The sequence below is a fragment of the Kitasatospora hibisci genome (assembly GCF_043950205.1).
Taxonomy (GTDB): Bacteria; Actinomycetota; Actinomycetes; order Streptomycetales; family Streptomycetaceae; genus Kitasatospora; species Kitasatospora hibisci.
This window is the reverse complement of sequence record NZ_CP171642.1, coordinates 569,791-584,008: the sequence shown is the minus strand read 5'-3', so window position 1 is coordinate 584,008 and position 14,218 is coordinate 569,791. Positions and strand designations below refer to the sequence as shown.

General features: G+C 73.7%; 13 protein-coding genes. 8 read left to right on the top strand and 5 right to left on the bottom strand.

Features of this window, described 5'->3' with window-relative positions; translation table 11 throughout:
* Window positions 1–40 precede the first annotated feature (40 nt).
* Window positions 41–655 carry a hypothetical protein gene (locus ACF9IK_RS02760; RefSeq protein WP_395292624.1) on the bottom strand — a complete coding sequence of 205 codons (615 nt, stop codon included), beginning with the start codon at window positions 653–655 and terminating at the stop codon, window positions 41–43.
* A 731-nt stretch (window positions 656–1,386) separates the two neighbouring features.
* Here ACF9IK_RS02760 and ACF9IK_RS02755 point away from each other — a divergent pair.
* A complete protein-coding gene (locus ACF9IK_RS02755; protein WP_395292623.1) occupies window positions 1,387–2,391 on the top strand; it encodes a chitinase in 1,005 nt (334 codons plus the stop codon).
* Between the two features lie 242 nt (window positions 2,392–2,633).
* Here the strand turns inward: ACF9IK_RS02755 and ACF9IK_RS02750 are convergent, their stop codons facing one another.
* Window positions 2,634–3,518 carry an MBL fold metallo-hydrolase gene (locus ACF9IK_RS02750; protein ID WP_395292622.1) on the bottom strand — a complete coding sequence of 295 codons (885 nt, stop codon included), beginning with the start codon at window positions 3,516–3,518 and terminating at the stop codon, window positions 2,634–2,636.
* Between the two features lie 133 nt (window positions 3,519–3,651).
* Between ACF9IK_RS02750 and ACF9IK_RS02745 the strand changes: the two genes are divergently transcribed.
* Together ACF9IK_RS02745 and pstS are read left to right on the top strand one after the other, a co-directional pair.
* Complete coding sequence (locus ACF9IK_RS02745) at window positions 3,652–4,080, top strand: MarR family winged helix-turn-helix transcriptional regulator (RefSeq protein ID WP_395292621.1); 429 nt, start codon at window positions 3,652–3,654, stop codon at window positions 4,078–4,080.
* Between the two features lie 333 nt (window positions 4,081–4,413).
* Complete coding sequence (gene pstS, locus ACF9IK_RS02740; protein WP_395292620.1) at window positions 4,414–5,541, top strand: phosphate ABC transporter substrate-binding protein PstS; 1,128 nt, start codon at window positions 4,414–4,416, stop codon at window positions 5,539–5,541.
* 218 nt (window positions 5,542–5,759) lie between these two features.
* On the opposite strand, the gene ACF9IK_RS02735 is transcribed toward pstS, so the two are convergent.
* A complete protein-coding gene (locus ACF9IK_RS02735; RefSeq protein ID WP_395292619.1) occupies window positions 5,760–6,065 on the bottom strand; it encodes a hypothetical protein in 306 nt (101 codons plus the stop codon).
* Between the two features lie 312 nt (window positions 6,066–6,377).
* Between ACF9IK_RS02735 and ACF9IK_RS02730 the strand changes: the two genes are divergently transcribed.
* The 3 genes from ACF9IK_RS02730 (at window position 6,378) to ACF9IK_RS02720 (ending at window position 10,560) form a co-directional block, all read left to right on the top strand.
* Window positions 6,378–6,677, top strand: coding sequence for a YciI family protein (locus ACF9IK_RS02730; RefSeq protein ID WP_395292618.1), 300 nt, complete (start codon window positions 6,378–6,380; stop codon window positions 6,675–6,677).
* Between the two features lie 189 nt (window positions 6,678–6,866).
* A complete protein-coding gene (gene pgm / locus ACF9IK_RS02725; RefSeq protein WP_395292617.1) occupies window positions 6,867–8,516 on the top strand; it encodes a phosphoglucomutase (alpha-D-glucose-1,6-bisphosphate-dependent) in 1,650 nt (549 codons plus the stop codon).
* A 388-nt stretch (window positions 8,517–8,904) separates the two neighbouring features.
* Window positions 8,905–10,560 carry a phospholipase D-like domain-containing protein gene (locus ACF9IK_RS02720; protein ID WP_395292616.1) on the top strand — a complete coding sequence of 552 codons (1,656 nt, stop codon included), beginning with the start codon at window positions 8,905–8,907 and terminating at the stop codon, window positions 10,558–10,560.
* An 80-nt stretch (window positions 10,561–10,640) separates the two neighbouring features.
* Here ACF9IK_RS02720 and ACF9IK_RS02715 read toward each other — a convergent pair whose 3' ends face one another.
* Complete coding sequence (locus tag ACF9IK_RS02715) at window positions 10,641–10,928, bottom strand: hypothetical protein (protein ID WP_395292615.1); 288 nt, start codon at window positions 10,926–10,928, stop codon at window positions 10,641–10,643.
* Between the two features lie 339 nt (window positions 10,929–11,267).
* Window positions 11,268–12,170: a LysR family transcriptional regulator gene (locus ACF9IK_RS02710; protein WP_395292614.1), complete on the bottom strand. Its 903-nt coding sequence runs from the start codon at window positions 12,168–12,170 to the stop codon at window positions 11,268–11,270.
* 112 nt (window positions 12,171–12,282) lie between these two features.
* Between ACF9IK_RS02710 and ACF9IK_RS02705 the strand changes: the two genes are divergently transcribed.
* Together ACF9IK_RS02705 and ACF9IK_RS02700 are read left to right on the top strand one after the other, a co-directional pair.
* Window positions 12,283–13,212 carry a pseudouridine-5'-phosphate glycosidase gene (locus tag ACF9IK_RS02705; RefSeq protein WP_395292613.1) on the top strand — a complete coding sequence of 310 codons (930 nt, stop codon included), beginning with the start codon at window positions 12,283–12,285 and terminating at the stop codon, window positions 13,210–13,212.
* Between the two features lie 4 nt (window positions 13,213–13,216).
* Window positions 13,217–14,101 (top strand): carbohydrate kinase family protein, encoded by an 885-nt coding sequence (locus tag ACF9IK_RS02700; protein ID WP_395292612.1) that lies wholly within the window; start codon window positions 13,217–13,219, stop codon window positions 14,099–14,101.
* Window positions 14,102–14,218 lie beyond the last annotated feature (117 nt).

Genomic DNA, 14,218 nt, shown 5'->3' with positions numbered 1-14,218 from the left:
GCGCCGGATCACCCGCCTGTTCCGCGGGTTCCGCTCGGACTCAGCCGACCAGGCGGAACTTGGTGGTCGGCACGCCCTGGATGCTGGCGCAGTCCAGGTTCGAGGTGGTGGCGCTGTAGGTCCAGCCGCGGGGGACGTCGCACGCCCACATGCCGTTGACCGGTGTGCGGAGGTGGAAGGTGGTGGAGGGGACGCCGCTTCCGTACGACAGACTGCAGGAGGTGCTGCGGCCGACGTAGTCATAGGTGAAGGCGGGGGTGCCCACGCAGGCGGTGAGGCCGTCGTACGGGGTGCGCAGGTGGTAGGCGTTGGAGACCACGCCGGACTGCTGGCTGCACGCGTAGCCCCAGGAGACGGAGTCGTAGACGAAGGCCGGCGAGCTGATGCACGCGGTCAGCCCGTCGACGGGCGTGCGCAGGTGGAACTGCGGCGAGTTCCAGGTGCCGCCGCCGCTGCAACTGCGGTTCATGGACACCTGGTCGTAGACGTAGCCGGCCGGGACGTCACAGGCCCAGACGCCGTCCAGGCCGGTGGTGGTGGTCGTGGCGGCGGAGGCGGGCGTGCCGGTGACCGCGCCGGAGAGCAGCAGCGCCAGCGCGGCGAAGGCCGCGAGCAGGGCGGATCGGAGGGTTCGTGCGGTTCGTGCGGCGGACATGGTTCTCCTTCGGTGGAGGAGGTGCCGGTGGATGCACGGTGCTGACGGCGGTGGGTCGCCGGTGAGCGTTCGCCGCCGTCGAAGGTTCTAGCACGCACGGTCGGCCGTCAGCCCGGTGTGTCGTGCCGGATTGATCATTCCGCCGACTGCCGTCTACACGCCTGCGCACGGTTCCTCCGGTTCATGTCAGCCGATCGCCGTCGCCTCCTGCCGAGCCTGGCGCAGGTGTTGTGCTGGACCTGCCTCAGCCGGGGAAGGGCCGGGTCGGGCGCCGCGGCGGGATGAACTGGCCGGGGTGGGGCGGGCCCCACGGTGGGCAGGGCGGGAGCGGGACGTGGGCGGGCGGCGCGGGGCTCCGGGGCGCCTTGCCGTTCAGCTCGAACCCGATGGGGGGAGGCGGGACGGGAACCGGCCGAGGCCGTGGCGATTCATCAGTCTTCGCCGTGGGCAGTGGGCTTCGGGCCATGGTGGCTGACGTGGGGCGTTGCGGCGGATCCACCGGCGGCTTGTCGGCGCCCCGGGCGGGGCGGGCGGCGCCGGGGGAGCGGGGACGTCGTGCCGGGGGCGGAAAGGTTGGGAAACTTTCCTAACGAAAGCCATTGACCGTGCGGCCCCGGGCCTCGATTCTGTAGGCGCCCGGGGTGGCCGCCGCCGTCCACCGCGGTACCGTCCCGACCTTCCTGATCCGCCGTCACCGCGTGGCGGAGTCGCGAAAGTGAGTTGGCATGCACATGTCTACCGTAGTCGGCCTCGCCGCCCCGCTCGCAGTCCTCGGCCCGGCCGCTCTGCTGGCCGCCCCGGTTCAGGCGGCGGCCGCCCCCGCCCCCGCCCCCGCCGCCGCTGCGGCCGTGCCCGGGATGGCCTCCGCGCCCTACGAGTACCTGGGCTGGGGCAACCCGCAGAAGCCCACCGACGTGATGAAGGCGACCGGCGTGAAGTGGTTCACCCTTGCGTTCATCCTCTCCGACGGCGGCTGCAACCCGAAGTGGGACGGCAGCCGCCCGCTGACCGGCGGCTCGGACGCGGCCGCCATTGCGTCGATCCGGGCTGCCGGTGGGGACGTCATGGTGTCCGTCGGCGGCTGGAGCGGCAAGAAGCTCGGTGAGAAGTGCTCCAGCGCCAGCGCGCTGGCCGGCGCCTACCAGAAGGTGATCGACGCCTACCGGCTCAAGGCGCTGGACATCGACATCGAGAACACCGAGTTCGCCGACGCGGCGGTCCGTCAGCGGGTGGTCGACGCCCTGAAGATCGTCAAGAGCAGGAACCCGGGCATCGTCACCTACGTCACCCTCGGCACCACCCCGACCGGCCCGGACGCCAACGGCAAGGACCTGATCAAGCGCGGCGCCGCGGCCGGTCTGGCGAACGACGGCTGGGTGGTCATGCCCTTCGACTTCGGCGGCCACAGCGGGACCATGGGCCAGGCGACGGTCAGTGCCCTCAGCGGCCTGAAGGCCGTCGTGAAGAGCGCTTACGGCTACAGCGACGACGCCGCCTACCGTCACACCGGCGTCTCCTCCATGAACGGCAGGACCGACGAGGCCGGCGAGACCGTCACCGCGGCCGACTTCCGGACCATCCTCGGCTACGCCCGGCAGCACCACCTGGCCCGCTTCGCGTTCTGGGCGGTCAACCGCGACCGCGCCTGCGGCTCCGGCGCTGACGCCGACGCCTGCAGCGGCGTCGCGCAGTCCCCGTACGAGTTCACCAAGATCGTGGCGCAGTACCGGGGCTGAACGCACGCGCCGGCGGGCGCCCGGCCCGGCGGTCGGAGTTCGGCCGCGCCACTGGCCGTACGCGACGCCGGGGCGCGGACCTGGGCCGAAGCGGCCGGACGCGCCGGGGCCCTGCCCGGCGGAGGCCGGGCTTCGGCGAACGGCGGCGCGCCGCCCGCCGCGGGGCCGACCGGCCCGCGGCTGCACCCGCGACCGGGGCGACGGCGTCCCGCCGTTCGCCCGGTCCCGGGTGCAGCCGCGGCTCAGGCGTCCACGGGTCGCCAGGCGGGCCCGTCGCCGTCCTGCTGAACGTGTCCGAACACCACGTCGGCGAAGTGGACGCCGAAGCCGATCGTGTCCGGCTCCGCCAGCTCGGCGACGAGGCGGCGGCGGTGGTCGGCGGTCCGGGCCCGGTCGTGGTCGAAGGCCGCGGACCACGCGGGATGGTCGATCTGGACGGGCGAGTGCACGGCGTCGCCGAAGGCGATCAGGCGCCGTCCTCCCCCGGTGATGACGTACTCGGCGTGCCCGACGGTGTGGCCGGGGGTGATCCGCACGTGCACGCCGGGGAAGATCTCCTGCCCGTCGGTGATCGTGCGCACGCGCGAGGCGAGGGCTGCGACCTGCTCCGTCATGCCCTGGTCCTCCAGGATGTCGCGCCGGTCCCACTCCGACTCGGAGATCAGGTAGTCGGCGCGGGTGAACACGGGCCGGTCGCCGCCGGGTGCGGGATGGCAGGCCCAGCCGAGGTGGTCGGCGTGGAGGTGGGTGAAGGCCACCGCCTCGATGTCCTCGGGGCTCCGGCCGAGCTCGGCCAGGCTCTGCGGGAGCGCGCCGCCGTGGATCGCGCCGAGGGGGCCTTCCGGCATCTCCAGCGTCTGCGGGCCGAAGCCCGCGTCGATCAGCAGTGCCCGGCCGCCGTGCTCCACCAGCAGGCTGCCGATGCTTCCCACGAGGTGGCCGGTGGCGTCCAGGTACTCGGGGTGTGCTGCCCACACCTCGTCGGTGGTGTCCTGGAGCAGGTCGAGCGGCCGGAGCCGCACGTCGCCGTCCGGTACGTACGACACCTTCGTGTCGCCCAGCCGTATCGAGCGGATTCCCGCCGGTCGGCGCAGTCGCTCGTTCCGGTTCACCGTCACGTCGGTCATGAGTCCTCTCCCCTGTGTGCCGCTGTCGGCATGGCGCCGCGCTCTTCACGGCGACGGCGGCAACCATAATCATCTAGCTTGAATCATTCAAGCTAGAAATATGATGGCTTGATGGAGTTGCTAGACTGGCGGCATGACGACGTCCCCGGAGTCGCAGGCCATCGCCGAGCGGCAGCTGTGCGGGCTGGTGAACGGGCTGGCCCAGCGGATCGCCGAGCACGTCCGGGAGCGTGCCGCCACCCTGGGCCTCACCTCGGCCCAGGCGACCGCGCTGCGGGAGATGAGCGGGCCGATGACCATGCGGGAGCTCGCCGAGCGGATGTGCTGCGAGCCCTCCAACGCCACCTTCGTGGTCGACAAGCTGGAGAAGCAGCGCCTGGTCGAGCGCCGTCCGCACCCCACCGACCGGCGCGCCAAGCACCTCGTCCTCACCGTCGAGGGCGCCGCACTGCGTGAACGTCTGCTCGGACTCCTCGCCCTGGACTCCCCGTTGTCCGCCCTCACCGCCGGGGACCAGCGCGTCCTGCACGGGCTCCTGGAGCAGGTGGTCGCGGGCTCGTGAGAAGGCTCCGGGTGCCCGGGGGTTCGGTGGCCGGCGGTCGCCCCGGTCGGTGACGTGCCGGGCGGCGGCCAGGACGTCCCCTCGGGCCCGGATGGGTCCAGGGCGCACGGCGGCCGGGTGCCGCCGCGGGCCGGACTGTGAACCTGACCTTGCCTTCAGGTGAATCTGGACCATCTCCATGGTGTCGAAGCGCAGTTGGGCAAGGGGTGGACCCTCCGCAGGGCCGCCGTCGGCGTGGTCCCGGATCGGTTCGCGGCATGTCGCGGGGCTGCGGGGCTGCGCCGCAGCCGATATTGGCCGGGTCACCCGCCGATTGTCGTCCAGGAGACCACGATGCCTGTCCGGGCCGCCTCCCCCCGCCACCAGACCCTGATCCGTGCCGCCACCGTGGCCGTCCTCCTGCTGTCGGGGTCGGCCTGCGCGTCCGGCGCCGAGACCGCGACCGAGCCCGCCCCCCTCCAGCAGACCAGCGCCGCCATCGCCTGCGACGGGTCCGGGCAACTGCTGGGCGCGGGATCGACCGCGCAGGCCAATGCGATGGACATCTGGAAGAACGCCTTCAGCGCCGCCTGTCCGGCGATCACCGTCAACTACGGCGGTGGCGGTTCCGGTGCCGGTGTGCAGCAGTTCATCCAGGGCAAGGTGGCGTTCGCCGGGTCCGACTCGGCGCTGAAGCCGGAGGAGGTCGACGCCACCAGGGCGGTCTGCACCGGCGGTCGGGGCATCGACCTGCCGATGGTGGCGGGCCTGGTGTCGATCGTCTTCAACGTGGAGGGCGTCGACAAGCTCGTCCTCGACGGTCCGACCGTCGCCAAGATCTTCGACTCCCAGGTCACCAAGTGGAACGACCCGGCGATCGCCGCCCTCAACCCCGGCGTCCCCCTGCCGGACGCCGAGATCCAGGCACTGCACCGCTCGGACGACTCCGGCACCACCGCCAACCTCACCGCCTACCTCGCCGCCACCTCGGGCGGTGCCTGGCCGTACCCGCCGAGCAAGAGCTGGGCCGGCAAGGGCGGCCAGTCGGCCAACGGCAGCGCCGGCGTCGCCGCCCAGGTCAAGCAGGTCGACAACTCCATCGGCTACGTCGAGCTCTCCTTCGCGCAGACCAACGACCTCAAGAGCGCCGCCGTCGCCACCGGCGCCTCCCAGCCCGTCGACGCCACCGCCGCCAACGCCGCCAACACCTTCGCGAAGGCCCAGGTCGCCGGCACCGGGAGCGACCTCGCCCTGAACCTCGACTACGCGACCAAGGAGGAGGGCGCCTACCCGATCGTCCTGGTCACGTACGAGATCGTCTGCGACAAGGGCAACAAGCCCGCCACCCTGCCCGCGCTCAAGTCCTTCCTGACCTACACCGTCAGCGACGAAGCCCAGCAGGCCATCGGCCAGAAGGGCTACGTCCCGCTGCCCGTCGAGATCACGAACAAGGTCAAGGCCGTGATCCCCCAGCTCTCCTGACGCATCCGCCGGCCCTGTTCCCGCCGCCGGGCGGGAACGGAGCCCGGCCGCGGCGGGTCGCTGCGCCGGTGGCCACGCCCCAGGGGTCCGGTCCGGCGCAGGCTGCACCGGACCGCGTACCGACGCCCCCCGCGTGACGCGTGGCCGCGCTGCATCACGGCCGGCACGTACGTGCGACCGGCCCGCCGCGGGCCGGAACGCCCGGGGGGCCCTGCGCACTACACCGTCTGACGGGCTGCCAGTGCCCTGGCGAGCACTTTCGCGCGGAACGGGTTCCGCTCCTCCAGGGCCCGCGCCACGGCGACCGCCTCGTCCAGCAGCGCGGTCCGGGCCCGCGGCAGGTCGCGCAGCACGGGCGAGCCGGCCGCCTCCACCAGCACGTACGCCAGCTTGGAGCCGTACACCTCCGGTGCGACGGAGGTCAGCAGCCGGTACACGCCCAGTGCGTCCGGGCCGCGGAAGACCCGTCGGTCGGTGCTCATCAGCAGCATCCGGGCCCGCAGCACCGCATCCTGGTTCACCATCTGTTCCCCCTCGCTCGGCCACTCGTCCGCCCGGCCGCCTGGGCAGCACGACGTGCGCGCCGGCACCCGGAGACGGGTGCCGGCACGGGGCCGGGGGAGTGGATGCCGACGAGTCTGCGGGCTCGGAGCGGTGCCGGACAAGGCCGATCGGGCGTGTGCTGAGTCCTACCGGGGGCGCTCCCGGCCTGGCATGATGTGGTTCGACACGCTGCCGCGGCCGGCTCCGGACGACGTGCCGCCGACACCCTGCGGGAACCGTCGGCCCACCGCCACCGCTGACGCAGCGTCGGGGCGAGCGGCTAGCCTGGCGGCATGTTCGTACTGGAGCTGACGTACACCGCACCGCTGGACCGCATCGACGCCGTGCTGCCGGAGCACGTGACCTGGCTGAAGGGGCACTACGAGGCCGGGACGTTCCTCGCCTCGGGGCGCAAGGTGCCGCGGGACGGCGGGATGATCCTGGCCGTCGCCGAGGACCGCGCGACGATCGACGCGATCACCGGTAGCGATCCCTTCACGCTGGCCGGACTGGCCGAGTACCGGGTGACGGAGTTCGTCGCGACCACCACCGCGCCGGCGCTGGACGCCTACCGCGAGCAACTGCCCGCCTGACCGTCGGGGCCGGGGGAGCGCACCCCGCCGCAACCGGCTCCTGTCCCTGTCCCCGCCCGCCCCCGCCCCGTTCCGTGCCCGGTACGGGGCGGGGGCATGTTTGGTTACGATCGGTGAGCACGGGGCAGGATGCGCCGGGCCGCGCGACCGCGGGCCGGCGCACGGACAGGGAACAGGTGGGAGACACCCATGGCACACGCACGGGCCGGCCAGCCGGCACAGCCGGACGACCTGGTCGACGTGGCGCGGCTGGTGACGGCGTACTACGCGCTGCACCCGGACCCGGAGGAGCCGGGCCAGCGGGTGGCGTTCGGCACTTCGGGACACCGCGGCTCCTCGCTGGACGCGGCGTTCAACGAGGACCACATCGCCGCGACCACCCAGGCGATCTGCGAGTACCGGGCCGAACAGGGCATCACCGGCCCGCTGTTCCTCGGCGCCGACACCCACGCGCTCTCCGAGCCGGCCCGGGTGACCGCGGTGGAGGTGCTGGCGGCCAACGGCGTCGAGGTCCTGCTGGACAGCGCCGACGGCTACACGCCGACCCCGGCCGTCTCGCACGCGATCCTCGCGCACAACCGCCGCCGCCCGCAGGCTCTTGCCGACGGCATCGTGGTCACGCCCTCGCACAACCCGCCCCGCGACGGCGGCTTCAAGTACAACCCGCCGAGCGGCGGGCCGGCCGGCTCCGAGGCCACCGGCTGGATCCAGGACCGCGCCAACGCGCTGATCCGCGACGGCCTGCGGGGCGTCAAGCGGGTGCCGTACGCGCGGGCGCTGGCCGCCGCCACCACCGGCCGCCACGACTTCCTCGCCACCTACACCGACGACCTGGCCTCGGTGCTGGACCTGGACGCGGTCCGCGCGGCCGGTCTGCGGATCGGTGCGGACCCGCTGGGCGGCGCCTCCGTCGCCTACTGGGCGCGGATCGCCGAGACGCACCGCCTCGACCTGACCGTGGTCAACCCGGTCACCGACCCGACCTGGCGGTTCATGACGCTGGACTGGGACGGCAAGATCCGGATGGACTGCTCCTCGCCCGCCGCGATGGCCTCGCTGATCGGGCGCCGGAACGAGTACGCGATCGCCACCGGCAACGACGCCGACGCCGACCGGCACGGCATCGTCACCCCGGACGGCGGGCTGATGAACCCCAACCACTACCTGGCCGTCGCCGTCGACTACCTCTACCGCCACCGCGCCGACTGGCCGTCGGACGCGGCGGTGGGCAAGACCCTGGTGTCCTCCTCGATGCTGGACCGGGTCGCGGCCGACCTCAAGCGCGAGCTGGTCGAGGTCCCGGTCGGCTTCAAGTGGTTCGTGGACGGGCTGCTGGAGGGCTCGATCGCCTTCGGCGGCGAGGAGTCGGCCGGGGCGTCGTTCCTGCGCCGCGACGGCGGGGTCTGGACCACGGACAAGGACGGCATCCTGCTCGCCCTGCTGGCCTCGGAGATCACCGCCGTGACCGGCCGCACGCCGAGCGAGTACTACCGCGACCTGACCGCGAGGTTCGGCGCCCCCTCCTACGCGCGGGTGGACGCCCCGGCCGACCGGGAGCAGAAGGCGCTGCTGGCGCGACTCTCCCCGCAGCAGGTGAAGGCCGGCGAGCTGGCCGGTGAGCCGATCACCGCCGTCCTGACCGATGCACCCGGCAACGGGGCGGCCATCGGCGGCATCAAGGTGTGCACCGAGAACGCCTGGTTCGCCGCCCGCCCGTCCGGCACCGAGGACGTGTACAAGATCTACGCGGAGTCCTTCCACGGCGACGAGCACCTCGCCCGGGTCCAGGCGGAGGCCCGCGAGCTGGTGAGCGAGGTCCTGGCCGGCCCCGCGAGCTGACCCCGCACCGCGCGGGCTCCCTGCACCCGCGCGACCCTGCTGCGCCCCGGGTCCGTGCACCCCTGGGCTTCCACGCCTCGTGCCGCGTCCCCGTCCGGTCTCTCCGGGCGGGGACGCCTCGTTCCGGCCGGACGATGCTTCCGGTCCTTCCGGCCCTTCCGGCCCTTCCGGCCCTTCCGACACGACGTCAGGGAGGGAGGGGTGCTGGGCTCTGCCGATGCTCCCCTGCCGGTCGGCGGGGGCCGAACGGCGGGTGTGTTTCAGGCCGGGTGACTCATTGTCATGGGCAGATTAGACATCAAGTTACTTTCCGGTAATCTCGGGTCGTCCCACGGGTGAACCACGATCCACCCGCAGCTCCCCGCAGCTCCCCGAAGGAACCACACACGTGTCCCTGTCCTGGTCCCGCCGGTCCGGCCGCCTCGTGCGGGCGGCCCTGGCCGCCGCCGCAGCCACCACCCTGCTCGCCGTCGTCCCGCCCCTGCCGGCTCACGCGGACACCGCGTCCGGCACCGCCGGGGACGCCGCCGACACCGCCCATCTCGACGCGGTCGAGCGTGCCCTGCGCGAGGTGGCGCCGGGTCTGGAGGGCACGGTCTGGGAGCGGACCGAGGGCAACAGCCTGCACGCCGGAGCCGAGAACCCGGCCGGCTGGCTGCTGCAGACCCCCGGTTGCTGGGGCGACGCCGCCTGCACCGACCGCCCCGGCACCCGCGCCCTGCTGGACCGGATGCGGGCCGATGTCTCCGCCGCCACCCGCACCGTCGACGTCTCCACCCTGGCGCCGTTCCCCAACGGCGGGTTCCAGGACGCCCTCGTCGACGGTCTCAAGGCCTCCGTCGCCGCGGGCAACCGGCTCCAGGTCCGCATCCTGGTCGGTGCCGCACCGGTCTACAACGCCAACGTCCTGCCCTCCCGCTACCGCGACGAGCTGGTCGCCAAGCTCGGCCCCGCCGCCGGCTCGGTCACCCTCACCGTGGCCTCCATGACCACCTCGCGCACCGCGCTCTCCTGGAACCACTCCAAGCTGCTGGTGGTCGACGGCCGCAGCGTGGTCGCCGGCGGCATCAACGGCTGGAAGGACGACTACCTCGACACCGCCCACCCGGTCTCGGACGTCGACCTCGCCCTGACCGGCCCCGCCGCCACCTCCGCCGCCCGCTACCTGGACACCCTGTGGGAGTGGACCTGCGGCCACACCGGCGTGTTCGGCAACGCCTGGTTCGCCGCCAGCAACGGCGGGTCCTGCCGGCCCTCGCTGGGGCGCGACCTCAACCCCGCGGCTCCCGCCGCCGGCACCGTACCGGTGATCGCGGTGGGCGGCCTCGGCGTCGGCGTCAAGACCGACGACCCGTCCTCGGCGTACCGCCAGGGCCCGGTCCCCGGCGTCTCCGACACCAAGTGCGGCCCGCTCGCCCTGCACGACAACACCAACGCCGACCGCGACTACGAGACGGTGAACCCGGAGGAGAACGCCCTGCGTGCGCTCGTCTCCAGCGCCACCAGCCACGTCGAGATCTCGCAGCAGGACATGAACGGCACCTGCCCGCCGCTGCCCCGCTACGACGCCCGGCTCTACGAACTGCTGGCCGCCAAGCTCGCGGCCGGGGTCAAGGTCCGGATCGTGGTGAGCGACCCGGCCAACCGCGGCGCGGTCGGCAGCGGCGGCTACTCGCAGATCAAGTCCCTGTCCGAGATCAGCGACGTCCTCAGGTCCCGGCTGACCGCCGTCACCGGTGACCCGGCCAAGGCCGGTGCCGCGCTCTGCGGCAACCTCCAGCTCGCTTCGTTCCGCGTCGCCGACGCCCCCACCTGGGCGGACGGCCACCCGTACCAGCTGCACCACAAGCTGGTCGCGGTGGACGGCTCGACGTTCTACATCGGTTCCAAGAACCTCTACCCGGCGTGGCTGCAGGACTTCGGTTACGTCGTCGAGGACAAGCCGGCCGCGGCCCAGCTGGACCGCGACCTGCTCGCCCCGCAGTGGCGCTACTCCCGCGCCGCCGCGACCGTCGACTGGACGACGGGGCTCTGCAAGGCCTGACGCCAGGGCGTGACCTGCCGCGCGCCCCGGACCACGTGGTCCGGGGCGCGCGGCCGCTCTGCCGGCCGGTGCGTCGCAGGTCAGGGCCCGTCGTCGAGCAGGCCCGCGTCGCGGGTCCGCTCCCGGGAGCGGCAGGGGAGGTGACGGCTCAGCGCGTCACCGCAGTTGGCGGCGGCGAGCCGGCGGAGCACCTCGGTGACCCGGGTGGTGAGGGGCCGGGCCCAGGAGCGCAGGGCGGCCTCGGCGCGGGCGTCGGCACGGACGACGGCGGCGACGAGGGTGCGGCCGGCGCCGTGCAGTACGGCGGCCGCGCGGACGGCGCTCCGGCAGACGGTCTGCAGGGGGCGGGCGAAGCGGTTCACGCGCATGCAACGTGACGGTGACCAGGGTGGTTGTGGCCGGAACCGGACCCGCGGACGCACGCGCCACCGCGCGCGCCCCTCGTCCGCGCCGCGCACCTCGGTGCAGCCCCGGCCCCCTGCGCACCGCGTGCCCGGGCCCGCTCACACCGGCCTCACAGGTACCTCGCACTCACCTCACGCACACCTCGCAAGCCGCTCACCGGGACGGGCGTCCGTCGCCGGCGCGCTGTTCGGGGCCGCGCACGGCGTCGACGCCTTGCCGGTCGGGTGCTGAGCCGGCGAACTCGCCCGGGTGCTCGACGCCCTGGCCCGGGACGTGCTCCGGGAGCACGCCGACCCGCCCGCTCAGCCGGTGGAGAGGGTGGTCGCCTCCTCCCGGATCAGGGCGCGCAGGGCGGCCAGACGGGGGCGGTGGTCGTCCAGCCGCCACTGCATCTCCAGCGGCAGGGCGGCGGGTCCGGCGAGCGGGACGGTGACCACGTCCTCGGTGAGGTGACCGGCCAGTGAGGCGGGGACGAGGGAGAAGGCGCGGTTCTGCGAGAGCAGGTAGAGCCGGGAGCCGACGATCCTGGGCGGGCTGACCAGGACCGGCGGCTCCACGCCGTGGTCGGTGCAGAGGCCGAGGACGTGGTCGTAGTAGCGCGGGTGCTGCTCGCGCGGCCAGAGGAGCAGCGGGAGGTCGCCGAGGTGGTGCAGGTGGACGGCGGCGTGTCCGGCGAGGGCGTGGCCGCGGCTCAGTGCCACCCGGACGGGTTCGTCGAGGAGCTTCTCGCGCCGGTAGCCGGGCGTCTCGTCGAGGAACCGGCCGAGGCCGATGTCGGCGAGCTCGGCGGCCAGGGTGGCGGAGACCTGGCCGGTGTCGACGGCGAGCTCGACGGTCTCCAGCGCGGGCAGCTCCCGTTCGGCGCGGCTGACCACGGCGGGCAGCAGACGGTTCATCACGCTGGGCGAGGCGACGATCCGGGCGAGACCGAGCCGGGACTCCTCGTGCAGCCGGACCCGGGCGAGCAGCGTGCCGGCCCGGTCGAGGAGCCCGGCGGCCTCGGTGGCCATCACCTCGCCCGCCGAGGTCAGCACGACCGCCCGTCGGCTCCGGTCGAAGAGCTCGACCCCGACGGTCCGTTCCAGCCGGGCCACCTCCTGGCTGACCGTCGGCTGCGAGATGTGCAGCCGCTCGGCGGCCCGGCCGAAGTGCAGGGTGTCGGCGACGGCGAGGAAGACTTCGAGCTGACGCAAGGTGAATCCCATAGGCGGAAGGCTATGGGAAGGGGCAGGAGTCATTCTGGATACCGATGCGAACGATCCCTAGGCTGAGCCGCGGTTGCCACACCGTGGTGGCATCGCAGAGAGAGTTCGCGCCATGACCGGACGACTGCCCATCCGTATCTCCGACGAAGTCACCCAGGCCGTCGCCGACGGGCGCCCCGTCGTCGCCCTGGAGTCGACCATCTTCACCCACGGGCTGCCGCGCCCCCGCAACCTGACGGTCGCGCTGGAGGCGGAGGAGCGGCTGCGGACCGCGGGCGTGGTGCCGGCGACCGTCGGCGTGTACGCGGGTGTGCCGACGGTCGGTCTCGCCACCGAGCAGATCAAGGAGCTGTCGGAGTCGGACGACCTCGACAAGGCGAGCCTGCGCGACCTGCCGGTGGTCGCCGCGCTGGGCCGGCACGGCGGGACGACGGTGGCGGCCACCGCCTTCCTCGCCCACCGGGCCGGGATCCGGGTCTTCTCCACCGGCGGGCTCGGCGGCGTGCACTTCGGCGCGTCCGAGACGTTCGACGAGTCGGCCGACCTGACCACGCTCGCCGCCACGCCGGTCACCGTGGTCAGCGCGGGAGTGAAGTCGATCCTCGACATCGGGGCCACCCTGGAGCGGTTCGAGACGCTGAACATCCCGGTCGTCGGTTACCGGACCCGCAAGTACCCCGGCTTCTACATCACCGACTCGGGCCACGAGATCAACTTCAAGGTGGACACGCCCGAGGAGGCCGCCCGGGTGATCGCCGCCCGGGACGGTCTGGAGCTGCCGCAGGCGGTGCTGGTCGCCAACCCGGTCGACCCGGCCAAGCAGCTGCCGCCGGAGGAGCTGGACGAACTCCTCGGCCGGGCCTGGGCCGAGGCCGAGCGCCGGGGCATCACCGGCAACGCCTCGACGCCGTTCCTGCTCGACTTCATCCAGCGCGACACCCAGGGCCGCAGCCTGGACGTGAACGTGGAGGTCTACCGCGGCAACGTCCGGCTCGGCGGCGAGATCGCCACCGCGCTGGCGGCCCTGCGCGACGAGGCCTGAGCCCGTGCTCGGGGTACTCGGCGATCTGGTCGAGGACGTCGTCGTCTGGGTCGAGGGCCCGCTGCGGCACGGCACCGACTCCAGCGCCCGGGTGTTCCGGCGCCGCGGCGGCAGCGCGGCCAACGTCGCCGCCTGCTTCGCGGCCGCCGGCCAGGGGCCCGTGCGCTTCATCGGCTGCGTCGGGGACGACCCGGCCGGGGACGGCGTCGTCGCCGAACTGGCCGGCCACGGCGTGGACGTCCGGGTGGCCCGCCGGGGCGCGACCGGCAGCATCGTGGTGCTCATCGACGAAGCCGGCGAGCGGACCATGCTCCCGGACCGGGGTGCCGCCCTGCTGCTCGACGCCGTTCCGGAGGCCTGGCTGGCCGGGCTGACCCACCTGCACGTCCCCGCCTACTCCTTCGACGGGGAGCCGGTCGGCACCACGGCGGTGGACGCCGTCCGGCGGGTGCGCCGGGCCGGCGGCACCGTCTCGCTGGACGCCTCCTCGACCGGCATGCTGGCCGCGTTCGGCCGCGAGCGCTTCCTCGCCCTCGCCGCCGAGCTGGCGCCCGACCTGCTGTTCGCCAACCGGGAGGAGTCCGCGTTCCTCGGGCTGCTCGTCGACGGCCGCCCCGGCCCGGAGCGCGCCCGGCTGGCCGCGACCACGGTGGTCACCAAGTCCGGCGCGGAGGCGACCACCGTGGACGCCCCCGGCCGGGACGCGTTCGCGGTGCCCGTCCCGCCGGTCGGCGAGGTGCGCGACCTCACCGGCGCCGGCGACGCGTTCGCCGCCGGCTTCCTGGCCGGCTTCCTGGCCGGCCGGGACCTGCGGGCCGCCGCCGAGCGCGGCCACGCCTGCGCGGCGAAGGTCCTGGCCTCGCCCGGCGCCTCCTTCACCAGCGGCTGAGCGCGCCGCCGCCGCGCCGCCGGGACCGGTGGGTGTGCCCCCGAACCGCCGTCAGCCCCGGGCCCGGGCCCGGGGCTGACGCACGGGGGCTGACGCACGGGGGCTGACGTGGGGCGC

Coding starts and splice junctions, on each gene's coding strand:
- ACF9IK_RS02755 (WP_395292623.1), top strand. CDS start 1,387: ATGTCTACCGTAGTCGGCCTCGCCGCCCCGCTCGCAGTCCTCGGCCCG.
- ACF9IK_RS02760 (WP_395292624.1), bottom strand. CDS start 655: ATGTCCGCCGCACGAACCGCACGAACCCTCCGATCCGCCCTGCTCGCG.
- ACF9IK_RS02710 (WP_395292614.1), bottom strand. CDS start 12,170: ATGGGATTCACCTTGCGTCAGCTCGAAGTCTTCCTCGCCGTCGCCGAC.
- pgm (WP_395292617.1), top strand. CDS start 6,867: ATGGCACACGCACGGGCCGGCCAGCCGGCACAGCCGGACGACCTGGTC.
- ACF9IK_RS02715 (WP_395292615.1), bottom strand. CDS start 10,928: ATGCGCGTGAACCGCTTCGCCCGCCCCCTGCAGACCGTCTGCCGGAGC.
- ACF9IK_RS02750 (WP_395292622.1), bottom strand. CDS start 3,518: ATGACCGACGTGACGGTGAACCGGAACGAGCGACTGCGCCGACCGGCG.
- ACF9IK_RS02730 (WP_395292618.1), top strand. CDS start 6,378: ATGTTCGTACTGGAGCTGACGTACACCGCACCGCTGGACCGCATCGAC.
- pstS (WP_395292620.1), top strand. CDS start 4,414: ATGCCTGTCCGGGCCGCCTCCCCCCGCCACCAGACCCTGATCCGTGCC.
- ACF9IK_RS02735 (WP_395292619.1), bottom strand. CDS start 6,065: ATGGTGAACCAGGATGCGGTGCTGCGGGCCCGGATGCTGCTGATGAGC.
- ACF9IK_RS02745 (WP_395292621.1), top strand. CDS start 3,652: ATGACGACGTCCCCGGAGTCGCAGGCCATCGCCGAGCGGCAGCTGTGC.
- ACF9IK_RS02705 (WP_395292613.1), top strand. CDS start 12,283: ATGACCGGACGACTGCCCATCCGTATCTCCGACGAAGTCACCCAGGCC.